This is a genomic window from Mesorhizobium sp. WSM4837 (genome assembly GCF_055811435.1).
In genome coordinates this window covers 1-16,079 of the sequence record NZ_JBVVQE010000058.1, presented here as the reverse complement: position 1 = coordinate 16,079, position 16,079 = coordinate 1, and the positions used below count along the sequence as shown (strand labels likewise).

Genomic DNA, 16,079 nt, shown 5'->3' with positions numbered 1-16,079 from the left:
AGGAAAAGGGCTGCGGAATACCGTGGCTTTCCCGCCGATGACTCTATGCGGCGTTGGACGCATGTCCCGACGCGGGTCGTCCTAGAGTTGAGCTCTCAACCAGCTCGCGATCCAGTCGGTGAATTTTTCACTTGGCGGCCGGCTTTGCCATTCCTGAAGACTGATCTGCCGCGACCGTTTCAGGTCGTCCTGAAAGATCGCAATCTGCTCGGCGGCGAACTCCTCTCCGTAAATGTTGAGGTTCGCCTCGTCGTTGAGCCGCAGCGAACGCTCGTCAAGATTGGCCGATCCCATTGTTACCCAAGCATCGTCTACGATCAGGAGCTTGGGGTGATACATGGTCTGCTGGAATTCATGTATCCGCACTCCAGATCGCAGAAGGTCGCCCCAAAAATAACGTGAGCTCTTTCGCACGATTGGCACATCGGTATTCTCGCTGGGAACTATGATGTCGATCTCGACGCCGCGTGCCCGAGCCGCAAGCAACTGGGCGAGAGCAACATCGTCGGGCACGAAATAGGCCATGCCGATCCGTATATGGCGTTTAGCCGCCGCCAAGGCCATCAGCATCATCTGATGCATGGATACCGAACCTTCGGGCGGCGACGAAATAACGACCTGGGCGCCCAGAGGGCCGCTCTCGTCCTCGGCTGGGTAGAATGGGCTGCCACTCAAGACCTCACCCGTCCCCTCCAGCCAGTTATCGGCAAACGCTGCCTGCATTGCAGACACTGCCGGGCCGGTGACGCGATAGTGAGTATCACGCCATTCGTCGGCGTTGCGTGCGTCGCCCAGCCACTCGTCGCCTATCCCAACACCGCCGGTAAATCCGACTGATCCATCAACGATGAGGAGCTTGCGGTGGGTGCGATTGTTCACCCGGTCCAGGGTGTACCAGTGCAGCGGCCGAAAGCGGTGAAACGAAACCCCGGCCTGCTGCATGATGTCGATGAGGCGCTGGTCGAAGGGAATGCTCCCAACCCAATCGACGAGGACGCGGACTGGTACTCCCTCCCGCGCCTTATCGGCGAGAGTGTTGGCGAAGCGCAGAGCGATCTCTCCGGACCAATAGATGTAGGTTTCAAAATTTACCGAAGACCGCGCTTCCCTGATTGCGCCAAGCATGGCCGGGTATATTTCAACGCCGTTTACAAGGGTTTCAACGACATGTCCCCGGCGTACTTCGCCGCCGTAAACGGCCTCCATGGTCTCAAGGAACTGCGGGTCGGAAATACCATAGGCGTGTGGAATGGCTTGGCGTACTGCATGCTGCTCGGGAATGAGGTTGAGCGTGACGACCAGCAACACGAAACCCAGGACGACCCCTATGTGAAGGCGGATGTCGAGCAGCCGTTTCACCTATCCCCCTTGGCTGCACGTGCGCCCGCCGAGGAGCGCGGTGAGGCGCGCCTGCCTGCCATTTGGTCGACCTCTCCTGTCCTGCAAAATTCCCCGCTTCGAGCAACAATTGATGCCGGGGTGAGAATGTAGAAGAGGCGACTTCGTTCCCCGGCCCTCTATTCGCCAATCGCAAGCACTGCCAGTACGGAACCAGCGAAGCAGCTCGCAAACAATCGTAGCCAAGCGAAAAACAGAAGCGACTACAATCACATAAGGCCATGTTATAATCAATACTGAAGCAGGCGGACATTCACCACCCACTCCGCCTGTGCGGAAAGGAACTCTGATGCAGGCGGAGCAAGAAGCGGTTCTCGGTTGGGCAACTGCGGCTGATACGGACGATGCCATTCCGGCCGTCGCTGGTCAGAACGGCAGCATCGAAAATCCTGCTCCTCGCCTTGCTGTGGAGTACCGTCCTGCCGCGGCTCTGATCCCATACGCAAAGAATGCCAGGACGCACTCGGATGCCCAGGTGGCGCAGATCGCCTCCTCGATCCGGGAATTCGGCTGGACGAACCCGGTCATGGTGGATGGCAAGAACGGCATCATCGCTGGCCACGGCCGCCTGCTGGCGGCGCGCAAGCTTGGTATGTGCACCGTGCCGGTGATCGAGCTCTCCGGGCTGAGTGACGCGCAGAAGCGGGCTTACATCATCGCCGACAACAAGATGGCGTTGAACGCCGGCTGGGACAATGAACTGCTCGGGCTCGAACTCGGTGACCTTGCCGCCCTCGGCTTCGATCTCTCGCTGACCGGCTTTGACGACCTGGAAATCGCCACGCTCACCAGCCTCGGCACGGCGGGCCTGACTGATCCGGACGACATTCCTGAAACACCGGAGCAGCCAGCCACCCTCCCCGGCGATGTCTGGCTCCTCGGCAGACACCGGCTGATTTGCGGCGACAGCACCAACCCAGCCGACGTGGAGCGAGTGCTGAATGGGGTGAAGCCGCATCTGCTTGTTTCGGATCCCCCATATGGCGTCGCCTACGATCCTGAGTGGCGCGTCATGCGGGGCATTGGAGGCTCCGGGACTGCCAGCGGGAAGGTACTGAATGACGACCGCGCCGACTGGCGGGAAGCATGGGCGCTGTTTCCAGGCGACGTGGTGTACGTGTGGCACGCCAGTCTCTTCGCGCCCGTGGTGGCTGACAGCCTGGAAGCGGCAGGCTTTAACCTTCGCTATCAGATCATCTGGGACAAGACCCGGCTGGTCATCGGCCGCGGCGACTACCACTGGCAGCACGAGCCGGCTTGGTATGCCGTCAGGAAGGGCAGGAAGGGCCACTGGGCGGGAGATCGCAAGCAGACCACCGTCTGGGCCATCCCGCACAGGAAGTCGGCCTCGGGCCACGGCACCGAAAAGCCGGTGGAATGCATGAAGCGGCCGATCGAGAACAACTCCTCGCCCGGACAAGCGGTCTATGAGCCGTTCAGCGGGTCGGGCACCACGATCATCGCCGCCGAGATGACCGGCCGCTGCTGCCACGCCATCGAGCTCAACCCCGCCCATGTCGACGTCGCCGTGAAACGCTGGCAGGAGTTCACCGGTCAGGCGGCAACGCTGGAGGGCAATGGCCGTACATTCGCTGAACTCGGGGCCGAGCGGCTGGCGGAGGCTGCCTGAGATGCGGCCCTCGCATCAGCCCGATGCTTTTCATCGCCGCCAGGTAGAGGCGCTGGCAGGCCTGGCAGGCTATGGTGTTCCGGAGGCCGAGATTGCCGGCATGGTCGGTGTCGATCCAAAGACGCTGCGCAAGCACTATAAACACGAACTGGCCTTTGGCCACACCAAGGCCAATGCCAAGGTGGCGGAGAACCTCTTCCGCAAGGCAACGGGCGAAGGTCGTGAAGCGGTCATCGCCGCGATCTTCTGGCTCAAGGCACGCGGCCGCTGGAAGGAGACCTCGGTCAACGAGCACTCCGGCCTGAACGGCAAGCCGATCGAGCAGGTGCATGAGATCCGCCGCATCATCCTTCGCGCTCCGGATCCTGCAAGCTTGGGCAAGTCTCCTGCCGGCACGCCGCCAGCGAACAATCTCGTCACCTTCTGGGACGCGGACCGGGCCAAATGAACCCCGATATCGAAGCTCCTCTGGAAAACCGGCCACTGAACTCCCGGGTGGAGGCGCTGGCCGGCTTCGGGCTTAGCACGGCCGACATCGCCTGCGTGCTCGCTACAGACGAGCAAAACCTCAAGGCGACCTACGCTCATGAGCTCGAGAGCGGCGCCATCAAGGCCAACGCACGGGTCGCCGAAAGCCTCTACCGCAAGGCGACCGGTGAAGGTCGGGAGGCCGTCACTGCAGCAATCTTCTGGCTGAAGACCAGGGCGCGCTGGAAGGAGACCTCCATCCATGAGCTAGAGGGAAAACTGGATACACCAGTGACCTTCGTGACCACCTATGAAGACATGAAGCCGCTATAGTGCCTCGCGGGGGGCGGTCATATCTCTACAGCTTTTCACCCTGCGACCGGTGCCTCCCCTTTCTTCGAAGAACCGCGAAATTGGCAGGGGGTAGCAGCGTAACGGCTGGATTAGGAATGGCCAAATACCGGGCCTTTCGGCCTTCCGGCAGCATGATTGCAGCCGCGAAATGGTCGACAAACTCCGGAGCCCATAGCGGCGGTGCGACGGACTGAAAGGAAGCATGATGCGAGGACGCAAGCCAACGCCGACGGCACTGAAGATTGCGCTCGGCAATCCAGGCAAGCGGCCCCTCAACAAGCGTGAGCCAAAGCCGGTGACGGCGATGCCGACCTGCCCGGCCCATCTGATGCCCACGGCAAAGGCCGAGTGGAAGCGGCTTGCGCATTACCTCCACGAGCTCGGCATCATCAGCGAACTGGATCGGGCCGCACTCGCTGCCTACTGTCAGGCCTATGGCCGCTGGGTGGAGGCCGAGAAGAAGCTCAAGGAAACCCCTCCCCTTCTACGGACGCCGGCCGGCTATGTGCAGCCCTCGCCCTGGCTTGCCATCTCCAACAAGAATGTCGAGCTGATGCACAAGTTCATGAGCGAGCTCGGCCTCTCGCCCGTGTCACGCAGTCGGGTGGCGACGACGAACCATATCGGACCCAAGCCATGGGAGTTCACCGGCGAGGACGAGGACGAGTTCTTTACTTGAGCGAGCGCGAGGTCTGGATCGCGCCACTTGCCGCCATTCATCGTCCGGCCAGCGAACTGGCGCTTGCGATGCACAGCGGTCATTCGGCAAGTCGGTAATTCTTGCAACGTGATTCATTATCGTGGTGACGCTTGCAACGCGCGCGGCTTCGCGCTCCACTAGCTCGCGGCCTTTGCCGAGCTGTTCTATGGCGACCGCTTAATCTGCCCCGCCTCGCATTCCGGCAGCCGCACCGGCTTGGCAAATTTCGCCACCTCTTCCGGCTTGGCACAGGGCGGGAAGCCAGCTAGCCGCATTGTCTCGATATGCCGCGGCGTTTCGGCGGCACTGAACGCTTCGTCATTGGCGATCATTTCGATGGTGAGGTCCGGGTAACGCCGCAAGGTTTCCTTGACCGTCGCCTCGGCCTCCGTCGTTCGACCCAGAGCCGCGAAGCTTCCAGCGCGTTCGACCCATCCGTATTTGCTGTAGTTGTCAGGCGTCTGGCGCTCCATCACTTTGAGCGCATCCTCGTAACGGCCCACCATGAAATAGGCATAGCGAAGGCCGCTGCTCGCCCAAGGCTTGTAGTTCGGGTTTAGGCGAATAGCACGGTCGGCCAACTCTGCACCTAGCTCCGGCTCACCGAAGGCGCTCGCCCAGCCAAGGTAATAGGCAAGGATCGAGAAAGAACCGGGGTTGAGACGCAGCGCCATGTCAAGTTCAGTCTTGGCCCGGGCGAACTCCCCTCTGGAGGCGAGCACCTCACCCAGCACGGCATGCGCCTCGGCATCATTCGGGTCGAGCGCCACGGCGCGTTCGGCGGCTTCCGTTGCTGCCCGGTTCGAGTCTTCCCAGTCGGCGCCATAATGTGCAGCCATGGTGTGCGCCCAGGCGAGATTGATCCATGCCCGTGCGTAGCCTGGATCTGCGGCAACCGCCTTCTTGAGAATCTCCATCGACTCCGCGATGCTCTCGCGGGTTGGGCTCAGTTGCTTCTCGACTCCCAGGAGAGTGAGTTCGTAAGCCGTCAGGCTCTTTGGCCGCTTTCGCCTTGCAGCGCCGAGATCGACGCTCTTGATGGGGCCCGTAGTCATTTCGAATTGGCTGATGATATGGTTCGCGATCTCGGTCTGGACGGCGAACAGGTCTTGCACCGGTCGGTCCCAGCTGTCCGACCAAATGTGGACGCCAGTCTCCGAATCGATGAGCTGTGCCGTGACGCGGATGCGTTCGCCTTGCCGCTGGATCGATCCTTCAAGCACGTAGCGGACTTTCAGATCGCGCCCGATCTGCCGCACGTCCGCTGACTTGCCCTTGTAGACGTCAGTCGAATTGCGAGCGATCACGTCGAACTCGCTCATACGGGAGAGATCAGTGATGATATCCTCTGTAAGGCCGTCTGCCAGCCGCCCGGTCGCCTCGTCGCCTCCGTAATTGTTCAAGGGCAACACCGCAATCGAAGGCTTGGCGCTCGCCATCTCGACCGGCCAGAATTGCCAAGCGCTGGCAAGGATCGCAAGCGCGGCAAGCGCGACCGCCACCGGTATGGCCCAGCGCGACATCGATTTGCGCAACATCCAGCGAGCCCGTTTGCCGTCGAGCCTCAGGCGATAGGCGCGCACCGGCCGTGCTATATTCTTAACCCGCTGCTCGCCGACGAAATCGAGCGGGCAATCGAGTTTGCCCTGCAGGTGGTCGAACGCCGTGCCCGACACCAATACGCCTCCTGGCTCGGCGAGCTGTTCCAGCCGCGCTGCGACGTTGACGCCATCTCCATAGAAATCGCCGTCCACTAGCGCCACATCGCCCAGATTGACGCCGATGCGAAACACCATGCGCTCAGATTCAGGCAATGCGGCATTGCGTGCGGCCATGGCTTTCTGGATTTCCTCTGCGCAGGCAACCGCATCAACAATGCTATCAAAGGCAACGAGCGCGCCATCGCCCATCAGCTTGACGATTCGGCCGTGGTGCCGGGCTATGGCAGGATCGGTCAGGTCGGCGCGGATGGCTCTTAGTCGCGCAATGGTACCAGCCTCATCGGCCTCCATCGCCTTCGAATAACCGACCACGTCTGCCGCCAGTATCGCCAGCAGCTTCCGATCGAGTGGGGGAACCGTCATGCCGCGCCACTTTCAAGGATATGGCTAAGAACCTTACACCCATCGACGTGCCGCAGCCAGCGCGCCGCCTTGACCCCATGGTACGGATGCGGCCCTCAATCCGCGGTTGGCATCGGAGATAGGTTTGTTTCTGTCGGACATTGTGGCGCAAGTTGCCGAGTCGACAATGGTCCGGGCCTACGAACGTAAGGGACCGAAGGGAATGACCGCTTTGTCAAGCCGTTAGGAACTTTCGACTGGCGCGAATGAACGGCAGAAATGGTCAATTTACGTCGTAGAACGCTTGTGATGGCTTCTCATCCCGGTCGCCTAGTCGGGAGTGTGTCTGATGGAGGAAACCGGCTGGTGCGCCATGCCTACGCTCGCCGGTGAGCGAAAGATTTGCATAATCAACCACTTAGAAGTTGCTTCTCATTCGCCGGCGAGCACACTGCAAACGGTGGTTTGCAGTTTGAACACCCCGGAAACAGCAGCATGACGAGAGCAGTCGCCTACTATCGGGTCTCGACACAGCGGCAAGGACGTTCTGGGTTGGGCATCGAGGCCCAGCGTGCTGCGGTCGCCCGCTTTGCCGAGGCCGAGGGAATGATCATCCTCCAGGAGTTCACCGAGATCGAAACCGGAAAGGGCGCGGATGCACTTGATCGACGACCGCAACTGACCGCTGCCCTCGCCCTTGCCCGGCAGGTCAAATGCCCAGTCGTTGTGGCGAAGCTTGACCGCCTGTCGCGCGATGTTGCCTTCATTGCCGGCCTGATGGTTCAGCGGGTCCCGTTTATCGTCGCCGAACTTGGCGCCGATGCCGATCCATTCATGCTGCACCTTTACGCCGCGTTGGCAGAGAAAGAACGGCGGTTGATCTCGGAACGGACCAAGGCCGCCCTCGCCTCTCGCAAGACCACTGGAATGAAGCTCGGCAATCCGACCAACACAGCGGAAGCTGCAGCGAGAGGTCGGAAGATCTCGATCCGGGAGGCTGACAGATTTGCCCAAACCGTGCTGCCGATCATCGCCTCCATCCAGCAGTCCGGCATCACTAGCCTACGTGGACTGGCAATCGCTCTAAACAACCGCGGCGTTCGCACAGCGCGCAATGGCCGATGGCAGGTCTCGAATGTGCGAAACATCTTGGCGCGGCAAGCTTCTGCGAACTTGCTGTTATAGGCGGGAAATTCACTCTCTCCTCCTAATGTTAGCAAAGCCGTGGGCGACAGCCGAACAGGACCAGGTTGCGCGGATGATGAAACTGTAGCAGACCGAAGCATCATGCCCGAAAGCGTCCCTCACGATTATTCTATCCTGCGCGACGCCGTCGTCTTCCTTGTGGCTTCTATCTTGGTCGTGCCCCTGGTGCGCAGGCTCGGCATTGATGCGGTCATCGGTTACTTGATCGCGGGCCTTGTTATTGGACCGTATGGTTTTGGGCTGGTGAGCGAGGTTGAGGGAACGCACCGCCTCGCCGAGCTCGGCATTGTTTTCATGCTATTTGCGATCGGGCTGGAGCTGTCGTTCGATCGCCTTCGCACCATGGCGCAATATGTGTTCGGACTTGGCGTGGCGCAGGTTGCCATCACGGGTGCTGTCATCGGAGCGGGAGTATTAGCGTTCGAAGGCACCATCGAACAGGCAGCGATAATCGGCGGCGCCCTCGCTCTCTCATCAACGGCTTTCGTATTGCGCCTGCTGTCGGAACGCGGTGAGCTGTCCAGTCATCTCGGGCGGGTAGCTCTTTCCGTTCTGCTCTTGCAGGATCTCACGCTCGTTCCCGGCTTGGCCGTTGTCACAGCGCTGGGCCAAGAGCCTGAAGAACTGGCTTGGACGCTCGCCGAGGCGGGCCTAAAGGCCACCGTGGCGCTAGTCATCTTGCTTGCCGCCGGGCGTCTGCTGCTTCGACCGCTTTACCGCGTCATCGCCGGCACGGGGAACGCGGAGCTTTTCATTGCTGCTACCCTGCTGGTGGTGCTCGGCACGGCCTGGGGTACCGCACTGGCCGGTCTCCCCATGGCCCTTGGCGCCTTTCTAGCCGGTCTCATGCTTGCCGGCACCGAGTACCGCCACCAGATCGAAGCCGATATCCGGCCTGTCAGAGGCGTCTTGTTGGGCTTGTTTTTCATCTCGATCGGCATGCTGGTCGACGTGGGCGTCGTCTTCCCTCAGCTCCACTGGATCCTGTTGGTCGCAGTTGCACTCATAGCCGTGAAGGCGCTGCTAATCCTCGGCCTATGTACGGCCTTCGGGTTGCCGCTGCCGCTCGCTGCAAGCGCTGGCCTGCACCTTGCCCAAGGCGGCGAGTTGGCTTTTGTGCTGTTCAGCCTCGCGATGGGCACCGAGGCGCTATCGGTCGAGACCGGTCAGTTCCTGCTTGCCGTCGTGGCCGTCAGCATGGTTACCACGCCACTTCTGGCCCGCGCCGGTCGAGCGGCCCAGAGCCAGCTTGAGCGACGGGGGCTACCCAGCAGAACTCAGTTACAGACAGAGACCGAAGCTTACTCGGGCCATGTTGTCATTGCCGGGTTCGGGCGGGTCGGCCAGGTGATCGGCAGATTGCTCGACGAGCGTGGATACAGGTGGGTTGCAGTCGACCTCGACGCCAAAAATGTAGAGCGGTCCCGGAAGGAACGTCTACCGGTCTTTTTTGGCGACGCTTCTCAGGAGGAGATGGTGGCCGCAGCGAGAATCGATAGCGCAAAGGCCATGGTGATCACTCTGGACGACCCCGAGGCAGCCAAATCGGCTCTTGCGGCGCTGAGACGCAAACTGCCCGACTTACCGGTGATTGTCCGGGCGCGTCACCACGTGCATGTGCAAGAGCTGCTTGAGAAAGGCGCGACAACCGTGATGCCCGAAACGACCGAATCCAGCCTTCTCCTGGGTGCAGCTGTCCTTCAAGAACTCGGGGACAGCAAAACGGATGTGGATGCGGCCGTCAGGACCGTCCGCAATCGTTCTTACCCCACGTCCCCAAGCGGCTCCGGCCTTCTCTGAGTCTGCGTGCTTGGCATTTACCGCTTCGCGGCTGGCGGATGAGCCGAATAGCTAATGCCCGGAGTGCACTCCTCGTGGCCGCTGACCTGCCGTTACCAGCCGTTTTGCAGGCAGCGCAAGCGACAGCCACATGCCATAATCCCGGTTTCTACCGCCTCGGCCGCCGGGCGACATAGATGATGGCAGCGCCAGAGCCGTCGAATTCAACGGCGAGCACCTGGGTGGGCAGTATTTGCCGCGAATCGATAGCGTGGAAGAGCATCGCGTTTCCTTCGAGCTCCTTCCGAAGCTGCGAAATCTCGGCCCAATATTCCTCGACCTTGGCGTCGAGTTCCAGCGGAATCCCTGCTTGGCTTGCTTCCGCGTGGGGTAGCAAGACGATGTCGACCTTGCTCAAATTGGACACTTTCCTGATTGTGCCGATGTTTTCGCTGGTCTTCTCGATCGCGGCAACGATCTTGCCGATATGAATATCGGCCGATGCCGCCCACCATCACCTCCGAACCGATGATTTTGCCGATCGCCTCCTGGCTGTCGATTCCTTGCGCATTGAGCTGTATGATTGAACCAGTCGCAGCGATTAAACCTCCCACGACCGCGGCAAAAAACCGTTTGGATTCCTCAGTCATCCTAGTGATAAGCAATATCTCCCGCGGTTGCAGGCTTTAAACCGGATCACGGCAATGCAACTGATGCCCCTATTTTCGCTTTTGAACATTTGCCGCGGTATCCCGCGATAGAAGGCCTCGCCAGGGCCGGGTGGCACGATCTGGTCATACACCGACGGATTCTCGTATATCGAAGATGCCGTCATGACTCTGATCGGGCTTTCGAAGCCAAGCAAAACCCAGCTCCAGGTCACAATCAACTGAAAACGAGAGCTCCTCCTGACTTTGTGTTTGGAGTGCATCAGCGAGGTGCAAGAAACTCTGCGCCCGGCACCCTATTTCACGTCACGAGTTGTACACGCAACTGCGCTAAGGCGCGAATTCCAAGGCGCTTGCGCCACTCGATCTTCTGCGCCTCGATGGCGAGGCGCATAGCCGGAAAGCGCGTGAGGATCCGTTCGAACGCGATCGCGGCCTCCGCCCGGGCGAGCTGGAAACCGAGGCAGAAATGCACGCCCGTGCCGAAGGAGAGGTGCGGGTTCGGGTGGCGCGCGATGTCGAAACGGTGCGGATCCTCAAACTTGGCGGGATCGCTGTTTGCCGCCGCCAGGAATCCGGCGAACATCTCGCCGCGGCGGAATTGGCGTCCCTGCCAGACCATGTCGCGGGTCGCGAAGCGCGGCTTGGTCATTTGCACTGGCGATACATAGCGCAGGCACTCCTCGACGCAGGTGGGCATTAGGCTGGGGTCGCTCTGCAGCCTGCGGCGTTGGTCCTCGTGAGACAACAATGCAAAGAGCCCGCCGGAGATCAAATGAGTCGTGGTTTCCTGCCCCGCGCCGAAGAGCAGAAAGATCATCGAGACGAGTTCATCGTCGCTGAGCTTCTGCCCATCGGTTTCAGCATCGCGCAGCGCCACGATCAATCCATCGGGTAGCGCTCCGCCTCCCTGCCGTGACACGCGGCGAAGATGGCGGACTGCACGGATCACACCGGGAATGGCGTGGAGCACGGCGCCGATATTGGCCGTGTCCTTCAGCCCACCCAGCCAGTTCTTGAATCGATCGTGTTCCTGCTCCGGCAGTCCGAGCAGCGCACAGATGACCGAAAGCGGAAGATCGCGACAGAACTCGGCCATGAGATCGACCTCCGGCCTTCCCTCCAGCTTGTCGAGAAGCCGATCGGCTATTTGCGTGATCATCGGCTTCATGGCCTCAACGGTTCGGCGCTGGAACGCCTGGTCGACAAGGCCACGCAGGCGACGGTGCTCCGGGTCGTCATGGCCGAGCATATTCAGCGCCAGAAGACCGAGCGACCTCGGCAGAACTCTCAGTATCCGCGCCTGTGTCCTGCTCCCCGCGTTGGCAGGGTCGCGCGCGAAGCTCTCGTGATCCTTCAACAAGGTTGCGCAGGCGTCGTGTGTCACGGCGAGCCAGGTGCGGCCAACAATCGGCAGCCTCATGGGAACCACTGGTCCTTCGGTGCGCATGCGGTCGAGTGTAAGGAAGGGGTTTGCGTGGAAGCCCGGCGATAAGATGTCGAAATCGCGCGTCTCGACCATACCCTCACTCCAATGTCGTCAGTCCTTTATGAGGCGCTGCGCTTCGCCGGAATCCGCCTCAACCCTTCGAACGCACCGGAACGCTAGCATAAAAGATGACCGAGGGGTCGACTGATCCGAAACGGATGAAACCATATCAGCTGGCGTTCCTTGCTGTTCCAGCTACATAAATCTGGTTGGGACTGGAGCCGGTGAATTGGCGGCCGTCGAAGTCACCGTATCGGGCGGCAAGTTCCAGACCTGCTAATGCTAGGCGCAGCGGCATCTCTTGCGGAAAATAGGCGCGCAGCCGCATCGGCGCGACAGGCGGTATTTTTCGCCCCAACCCTTCGAAGCGCCATTTTAAGATCTGGACCTGCTGGACCGGGTCATAGGCAATCAGTTCCTTGTTGCCCGAGACATATGAGCGATCAGGCTCGGTTTCGCTCCGTTCAGCTGTATGGCCGCATTGCGCAAGATCGCGCATGTTTGGGTTCACGACATCGAAGGCCAACAATCCCCCCGGGACGAGATGTCTGGCAATCCTGCTTAGGCATTCAACGATGTCTTCGTTGGCTGTAATGTGAGCCAACGAATTGCAGGAGACGATCACCAAGGCGAAATACCTGCCAAGATCGAACCTGCGCATATCGCCGAGCACAAATTCCACTTTGGCGCGCTTCGCCTCAGCCTTGGCGCGAGCAGCGCGTAGCATGCGATACGAAGCATCAAGCCCGACCACCTCGTGGCCTTCAAGCGCCAGCGGTATCGTTAGTCGGCCAGTACCGCAGGCAAGCTCCAGGATCGGGTCGCCGGTGGAACATGCAAGCTTGCGGTAGAATGATTCGCACGGGCCGGGCACAACCACCGCATCGTACAATGATGGCAGGTCGTAGAGCGTCGCGCAGTGTTCTCGGCTCATTCCAAACTTCCGGTGACGATTTGGCGGCAGAAGGGAAGAAAAAACAGGTCCAGAGCTCACTCAAGCCCTTTCGTGAGTTGCACCTGTAATTGCGGACATGCCGGCTGCACGTGAGGTGCCTGCCAAAATCGGAAGACAACTTCAACCGGTACGCCGCGTCGCCTGTTGAGCACGGCGGCGATCTGTCATTTTTTCAGGATCAGCCGTTTTAAGCCAAGAGGATGGCCAAGAGTACGCGCCCTAGTTTATTGCTTTCAAGTTGCGGGGTCAGGCCTCGGCTGGCATGCCCCGGATAGTGAACTAATGTCGTGGGTTGAACCGGTCCGCCAACCGTGGAAAAGAGCGCGGATGCTAAATCAACCCCGCGTTCGTCCCCCCTCAATTGCCCGGTCCTTCTTCAGCAATGAAGCCGCGGGTGGCCTCACGCTTATGTTTGTCGCCGCTTTGGCCCTGCTGATCGCGAACTCCCCACTCGCTCCCGTCTATTTCGATGTGCTGCACCGATATGTTTTTGGGCTGTCGGTTTTGCACTGGATCAATGACGCACTGATGGCCGTCTTCTTCCTTCTGGTGGGCCTCGAAATCAAACGCGAGCTCCTGGACGGGCAATTGGCGACATGGTCGCGGCGCGCACTGCCAGGGATAGCCGCGCTTGGCGGCATGATCGTGCCGGCCGTGATCTTCGCCGCGATCAACTGGAATGAGCCGCTGAACCTCAGGGGCTGGGCCATTCCCTCCGCGACGGACATTGCCTTCGCGCTTGGGGTCCTCGCGCTCCTCGGTCCGCGTGTACCAGTTTCGCTAAAGATATTCCTCACGGCACTAGCGATTCTGGATGACTTGGGAGCAGTCGCGATAATCGCGCTCTTCTACACCGCCGAACTCTCGCCACTAATGCTAGGGCTTGCGGTCGCGACGTTGTTGGCTCTGGCGGCCCTCAACCGGTCCGGCGTGAAGCACCTTGCGCCGTATCTAATCCTTGGCTGCGCGCTCTGGTTTTTCATGCTGCAGTCGGGCGTTCACGCGACGATCGCGGGAGTCGCACTGGCGCTAACAATCCCGTTGAAAGTCTCGTCCGGAGATAGCCCGGAATCACCGCTTCACCGACTTGAACACGCCCTCAGCCCGTGGGTGGCATTTCTCATTGTTCCGATCTTCGGATTTGCCAATGCAGGGGTTTCCTTCGCCGGGGTAACTCCCGCCGCGTTGCTCGATCCGGCGCCGCTGGGTATTGCACTCGGACTCTTTGTCGGCAAACAGGTCGGCGTTTTCGGCTTCGCCTGGTTGGCCATTCGATTAGATCTGGCGGACATGCCACGCCGTGCTTCGTGGGCGCAACTCTACGGAGTGGCGGTGCTGTGCGGAATAGGCTTCACGATGAGCCTCTTTGTGGGGCTCCTTGCCTATCCGGGCTCTGCACTCCTTCAGGACCAAACGAAGATTGGAGTGCTTTTGGGATCGACGCTTGCGGGCATCGTCGGATGGCTGGTTCTGCGCGTGGCGAAGGCGAAGTTTCCAAAGGAATCTACGCACGACTGAGCCATTTTCGACGGGGGCCGCTGCGGGTGCTTGCTGTCGGCTCGTGGGAAAGCCGGGGCCTCCTTTGCCGATCCAACTTTTGCCGCAACCCGGCATGATCTGCGGCCAGCGCGGCCATGGACCGGCAAGCGCCGACCCTGGTGTGACTAGTGGTGCGAATCTGACACTTGATGCCTTGGTCGACTGCTGCGAATGTTAGCGAGCGATGGCCCCGAAACCAAGTCGAATGCGGCTAACGCCCGAGCTGGTCGCCAGAGTCCTCAGTGTGGACGATTCTCTGCCACTGCCCTTCACCGCGCCGTCCGACGCCGACCATGATGACACCGTCCGGGCGATACTGGCCGCCGCACCATCAGCTGATGAGGTCTGGCTCTTTGCCTATGGATCTCTGATGTGGAACCCGGCCTGTGATTTCGTGGAGCAGCGGGTAGGCTTCGTGACCGGGTGGCACCGCTCCTTCTGCCTCGGTTGGGACCGGTGGTTTCGTGGATCGGACAGCAAACCCGGTCTCATGTTGTCGCTCGACCGTGGCGGGCAGTGCAAGGGCGCGGTCTATCGCCTGCCGCCGGAAGCTATCGAGGCCAATCTCGGCAGGCTCTTTCGTCGTGAGATGCGCGCCAAGCCGTCCGCTCATTCGCCGCGCTGGGTGAATGTTCGCACCGAGAACGGACCGCTCCAAGCGATCACCTTTGTGATTAACCGGAACAGCGGACGCTGTGTCCGCGGGCTGTCGCTGGAACAGATCGCCGACGCGCTCGCGGTCGCGTGCGGTCCGTGGGGTTCCATGGCCGACTATCTTCACAGCACTGTCAGTCACCTTGAAGGTATGGGGATTCACGACAGCCAATTGTGGCGTTTGCAGGAGCTGGTAGCCGAACGCATCGAAGCGTCGACGGCCGAAGATCTTCCCGCGAAATGAGCCAACGGGACTCAACCCTCAGACCATGACCACTAGCGCCGGTATTTTTCCGTCTCGGCAATGAAGCGCGTGAACTCGCGCTCGAGCTCGAAGACCGCCTCGTCTTTTGTGGCGGCGTTACCGCGCTGCCCGCCATGGCGACGGAAGCGCGGATCGGAGGTCGAGATCGACCAGAACCATTAGCGGATCGTGCGTGAATCCCACGATTTGAGATGCCCGCGGTCACAGCACGTTGTAACCTCAACCGGCGCGGTGTGTTCGTACAAGCATACAGGTGAAGGAAAGCGGCAGATCACCAGCTTCTTTATCGGGGGCGACATTCCCGATCTGCACGGCATGCATCTCGCGGTGATGGATTGCAGCTTCTCGAGCATGACGCCAGGTAGATTGGGCTTTATCCGCCACAGCGCTCTTCGCTCGATTTGCGAACAGCGCCCGCGTGTTGCAACCGCGTTCTGGCGATCGACCCCGATTGACGCTGCGATCTACCGGGAATGGGTCACGCATCGCAAAATCGGCCAACTTGACCGCGCCTGCGAGATTGAACTTGCGGATGCCGAGATGAGCGACGATCGCGCGAAAATTGAAGACCGGCGTCACCGGGAAACTTCGTTGTACGTTGACAAGATCGAGGCGATCAAGACGCGGAGGCTTTTGCGGAAAGCGAACAGCCTGGACGTTCCCTATGAATACCCGAGCGAGGACAGCCCGGTTTGGGAGCGGTCCGATCAACTACATACATGGCATCTGACGACGATCGGCTATTCCCAGCTTCGAAAAGCGATCAGGCAAGAGCGCAGGGACCGGCGCGAATGGGTGATCACGTGGGCCGGCGTTATAATCGGCATCATCGGTTCGCTCACCGGCATGATGGCGGTGTGGTTAGCTGCGAGATCCTAGATTGCGGCTACGCTGCCTGCGCATTCTGTTGC

The 16,079-nt window shown here is 60.4% G+C and carries 14 protein-coding genes; 9 read left to right on the top strand and 5 right to left on the bottom strand.

Features of this window, described 5'->3' with window-relative positions; all coding sequences use genetic code 11:
* Nucleotides 1-81: 81 nt before the first annotated feature.
* Nucleotides 82-1,359, bottom strand: a complete 1,278-nt coding sequence (locus tag AC0L3D_RS26860) for a phospholipase D-like domain-containing protein (protein WP_473630135.1) — start codon at nt 1,357-1,359, stop codon at nt 82-84.
* 328 nt (nt 1,360-1,687) lie between these two features.
* Here AC0L3D_RS26860 and AC0L3D_RS26855 point away from each other — a divergent pair, with 328 nt between their 5' ends.
* The 4 genes from AC0L3D_RS26855 to AC0L3D_RS26840 all read left to right on the top strand — a co-directional run bounded on the left by AC0L3D_RS26855 (nt 1,688) and on the right by AC0L3D_RS26840 (nt 4,529).
* Complete coding sequence (locus tag AC0L3D_RS26855; protein WP_473630134.1) at nt 1,688-3,028, top strand: site-specific DNA-methyltransferase; 1,341 nt, start codon at nt 1,688-1,690, stop codon at nt 3,026-3,028.
* Between the two features lies 1 nt (nt 3,029).
* Nucleotides 3,030-3,476, top strand: a complete 447-nt coding sequence (locus tag AC0L3D_RS26850; protein WP_473646342.1) for a hypothetical protein — start codon at nt 3,030-3,032, stop codon at nt 3,474-3,476.
* A complete protein-coding gene (locus AC0L3D_RS26845; protein ID WP_473646341.1) occupies nt 3,473-3,829 on the top strand; it encodes a hypothetical protein in 357 nt (118 codons plus the stop codon). The genes AC0L3D_RS26850 and AC0L3D_RS26845 overlap by 4 nt, the downstream gene beginning before the upstream one ends.
* Before the next feature lie 223 nt (nt 3,830-4,052).
* Complete coding sequence (locus tag AC0L3D_RS26840; protein ID WP_473630131.1) at nt 4,053-4,529, top strand: phage terminase small subunit P27 family; 477 nt, start codon at nt 4,053-4,055, stop codon at nt 4,527-4,529.
* Between the two features lie 185 nt (nt 4,530-4,714).
* On the opposite strand, the gene AC0L3D_RS26835 is transcribed toward AC0L3D_RS26840, so the two are convergent.
* Nucleotides 4,715-6,634: an adenylate/guanylate cyclase domain-containing protein gene (locus AC0L3D_RS26835; RefSeq protein WP_473646339.1), complete on the bottom strand. Its 1,920-nt coding sequence runs from the start codon at nt 6,632-6,634 to the stop codon at nt 4,715-4,717.
* A 474-nt stretch (nt 6,635-7,108) separates the two neighbouring features.
* On the opposite strand from AC0L3D_RS26835, the gene AC0L3D_RS26830 reads away from it, so the two are divergent.
* Both AC0L3D_RS26830 and AC0L3D_RS26825 read left to right on the top strand, forming a co-directional pair.
* Nucleotides 7,109-7,798: a recombinase family protein gene (locus AC0L3D_RS26830; protein WP_473646338.1), complete on the top strand. Its 690-nt coding sequence runs from the start codon at nt 7,109-7,111 to the stop codon at nt 7,796-7,798.
* Between the two features lie 102 nt (nt 7,799-7,900).
* A complete protein-coding gene (locus AC0L3D_RS26825) occupies nt 7,901-9,619 on the top strand; it encodes a monovalent cation:proton antiporter-2 (CPA2) family protein (protein ID WP_473630128.1) in 1,719 nt (572 codons plus the stop codon).
* A 148-nt stretch (nt 9,620-9,767) separates the two neighbouring features.
* On the opposite strand, the gene AC0L3D_RS26820 is transcribed toward AC0L3D_RS26825, so the two are convergent.
* From AC0L3D_RS26820 to AC0L3D_RS26810, 3 genes are all read right to left on the bottom strand, one after another.
* Entirely contained in the window at nt 9,768-10,016 is a 249-nt protein-coding gene (locus AC0L3D_RS26820) for a hypothetical protein (protein WP_473630127.1), read from the bottom strand.
* A gap of 551 nt (nt 10,017-10,567) precedes the next feature.
* Entirely contained in the window at nt 10,568-11,518 is a 951-nt protein-coding gene (locus AC0L3D_RS26815) for a cytochrome P450 (protein ID WP_473646337.1), read from the bottom strand.
* 406 nt (nt 11,519-11,924) lie between these two features.
* The gene (locus AC0L3D_RS26810; protein WP_473630125.1) at nt 11,925-12,689 is read right to left on the bottom strand and encodes a class I SAM-dependent methyltransferase; all 765 of its coding nucleotides are present in this window, start codon (nt 12,687-12,689) and stop codon (nt 11,925-11,927) included.
* Nucleotides 12,690-13,037: 348 nt separating this feature from the next.
* Between AC0L3D_RS26810 and nhaA the strand changes: the two genes are divergently transcribed.
* From nhaA to AC0L3D_RS26795, 3 genes are all read left to right on the top strand, one after another.
* Complete coding sequence (gene nhaA, locus AC0L3D_RS26805; protein ID WP_473630164.1) at nt 13,038-14,228, top strand: Na+/H+ antiporter NhaA; 1,191 nt, start codon at nt 13,038-13,040, stop codon at nt 14,226-14,228.
* Nucleotides 14,229-14,493: 265 nt separating this feature from the next.
* On the top strand, nt 14,494-15,147 hold the full coding sequence (locus tag AC0L3D_RS26800) for a gamma-glutamylcyclotransferase (RefSeq protein WP_473646336.1): 654 nt from the start codon (nt 14,494-14,496) through the stop codon (nt 15,145-15,147).
* A gap of 189 nt (nt 15,148-15,336) precedes the next feature.
* On the top strand, nt 15,337-16,047 hold the full coding sequence (locus AC0L3D_RS26795; protein WP_473646334.1) for a cyclic nucleotide-binding domain-containing protein: 711 nt from the start codon (nt 15,337-15,339) through the stop codon (nt 16,045-16,047).
* The last annotated feature ends 32 nt before the right edge of the window (nt 16,048-16,079 follow it).

Excerpts from the sequence above, each read along its gene's own strand:
- AC0L3D_RS26850 (WP_473646342.1), top strand. The coding sequence starts at position 3,030 with ATGCGGCCCTCGCATCAGCCCGATGCTTTTCATCGCCGCCAGGTAGAG.
- AC0L3D_RS26815 (WP_473646337.1), bottom strand. The coding sequence starts at position 11,518 with ATGCTCGGCCATGACGACCCGGAGCACCGTCGCCTGCGTGGCCTTGTC.
- AC0L3D_RS26845 (WP_473646341.1), top strand. The coding sequence starts at position 3,473 with ATGAACCCCGATATCGAAGCTCCTCTGGAAAACCGGCCACTGAACTCC.
- nhaA (WP_473630164.1), top strand. The coding sequence starts at position 13,038 with ATGCTAAATCAACCCCGCGTTCGTCCCCCCTCAATTGCCCGGTCCTTC.
- AC0L3D_RS26810 (WP_473630125.1), bottom strand. The coding sequence starts at position 12,689 with ATGAGCCGAGAACACTGCGCGACGCTCTACGACCTGCCATCATTGTAC.
- AC0L3D_RS26835 (WP_473646339.1), bottom strand. The coding sequence starts at position 6,634 with ATGACGGTTCCCCCACTCGATCGGAAGCTGCTGGCGATACTGGCGGCA.
- AC0L3D_RS26830 (WP_473646338.1), top strand. The coding sequence starts at position 7,109 with ATGACGAGAGCAGTCGCCTACTATCGGGTCTCGACACAGCGGCAAGGA.
- AC0L3D_RS26825 (WP_473630128.1), top strand. The coding sequence starts at position 7,901 with ATGCCCGAAAGCGTCCCTCACGATTATTCTATCCTGCGCGACGCCGTC.
- AC0L3D_RS26840 (WP_473630131.1), top strand. The coding sequence starts at position 4,053 with ATGATGCGAGGACGCAAGCCAACGCCGACGGCACTGAAGATTGCGCTC.
- AC0L3D_RS26855 (WP_473630134.1), top strand. The coding sequence starts at position 1,688 with ATGCAGGCGGAGCAAGAAGCGGTTCTCGGTTGGGCAACTGCGGCTGAT.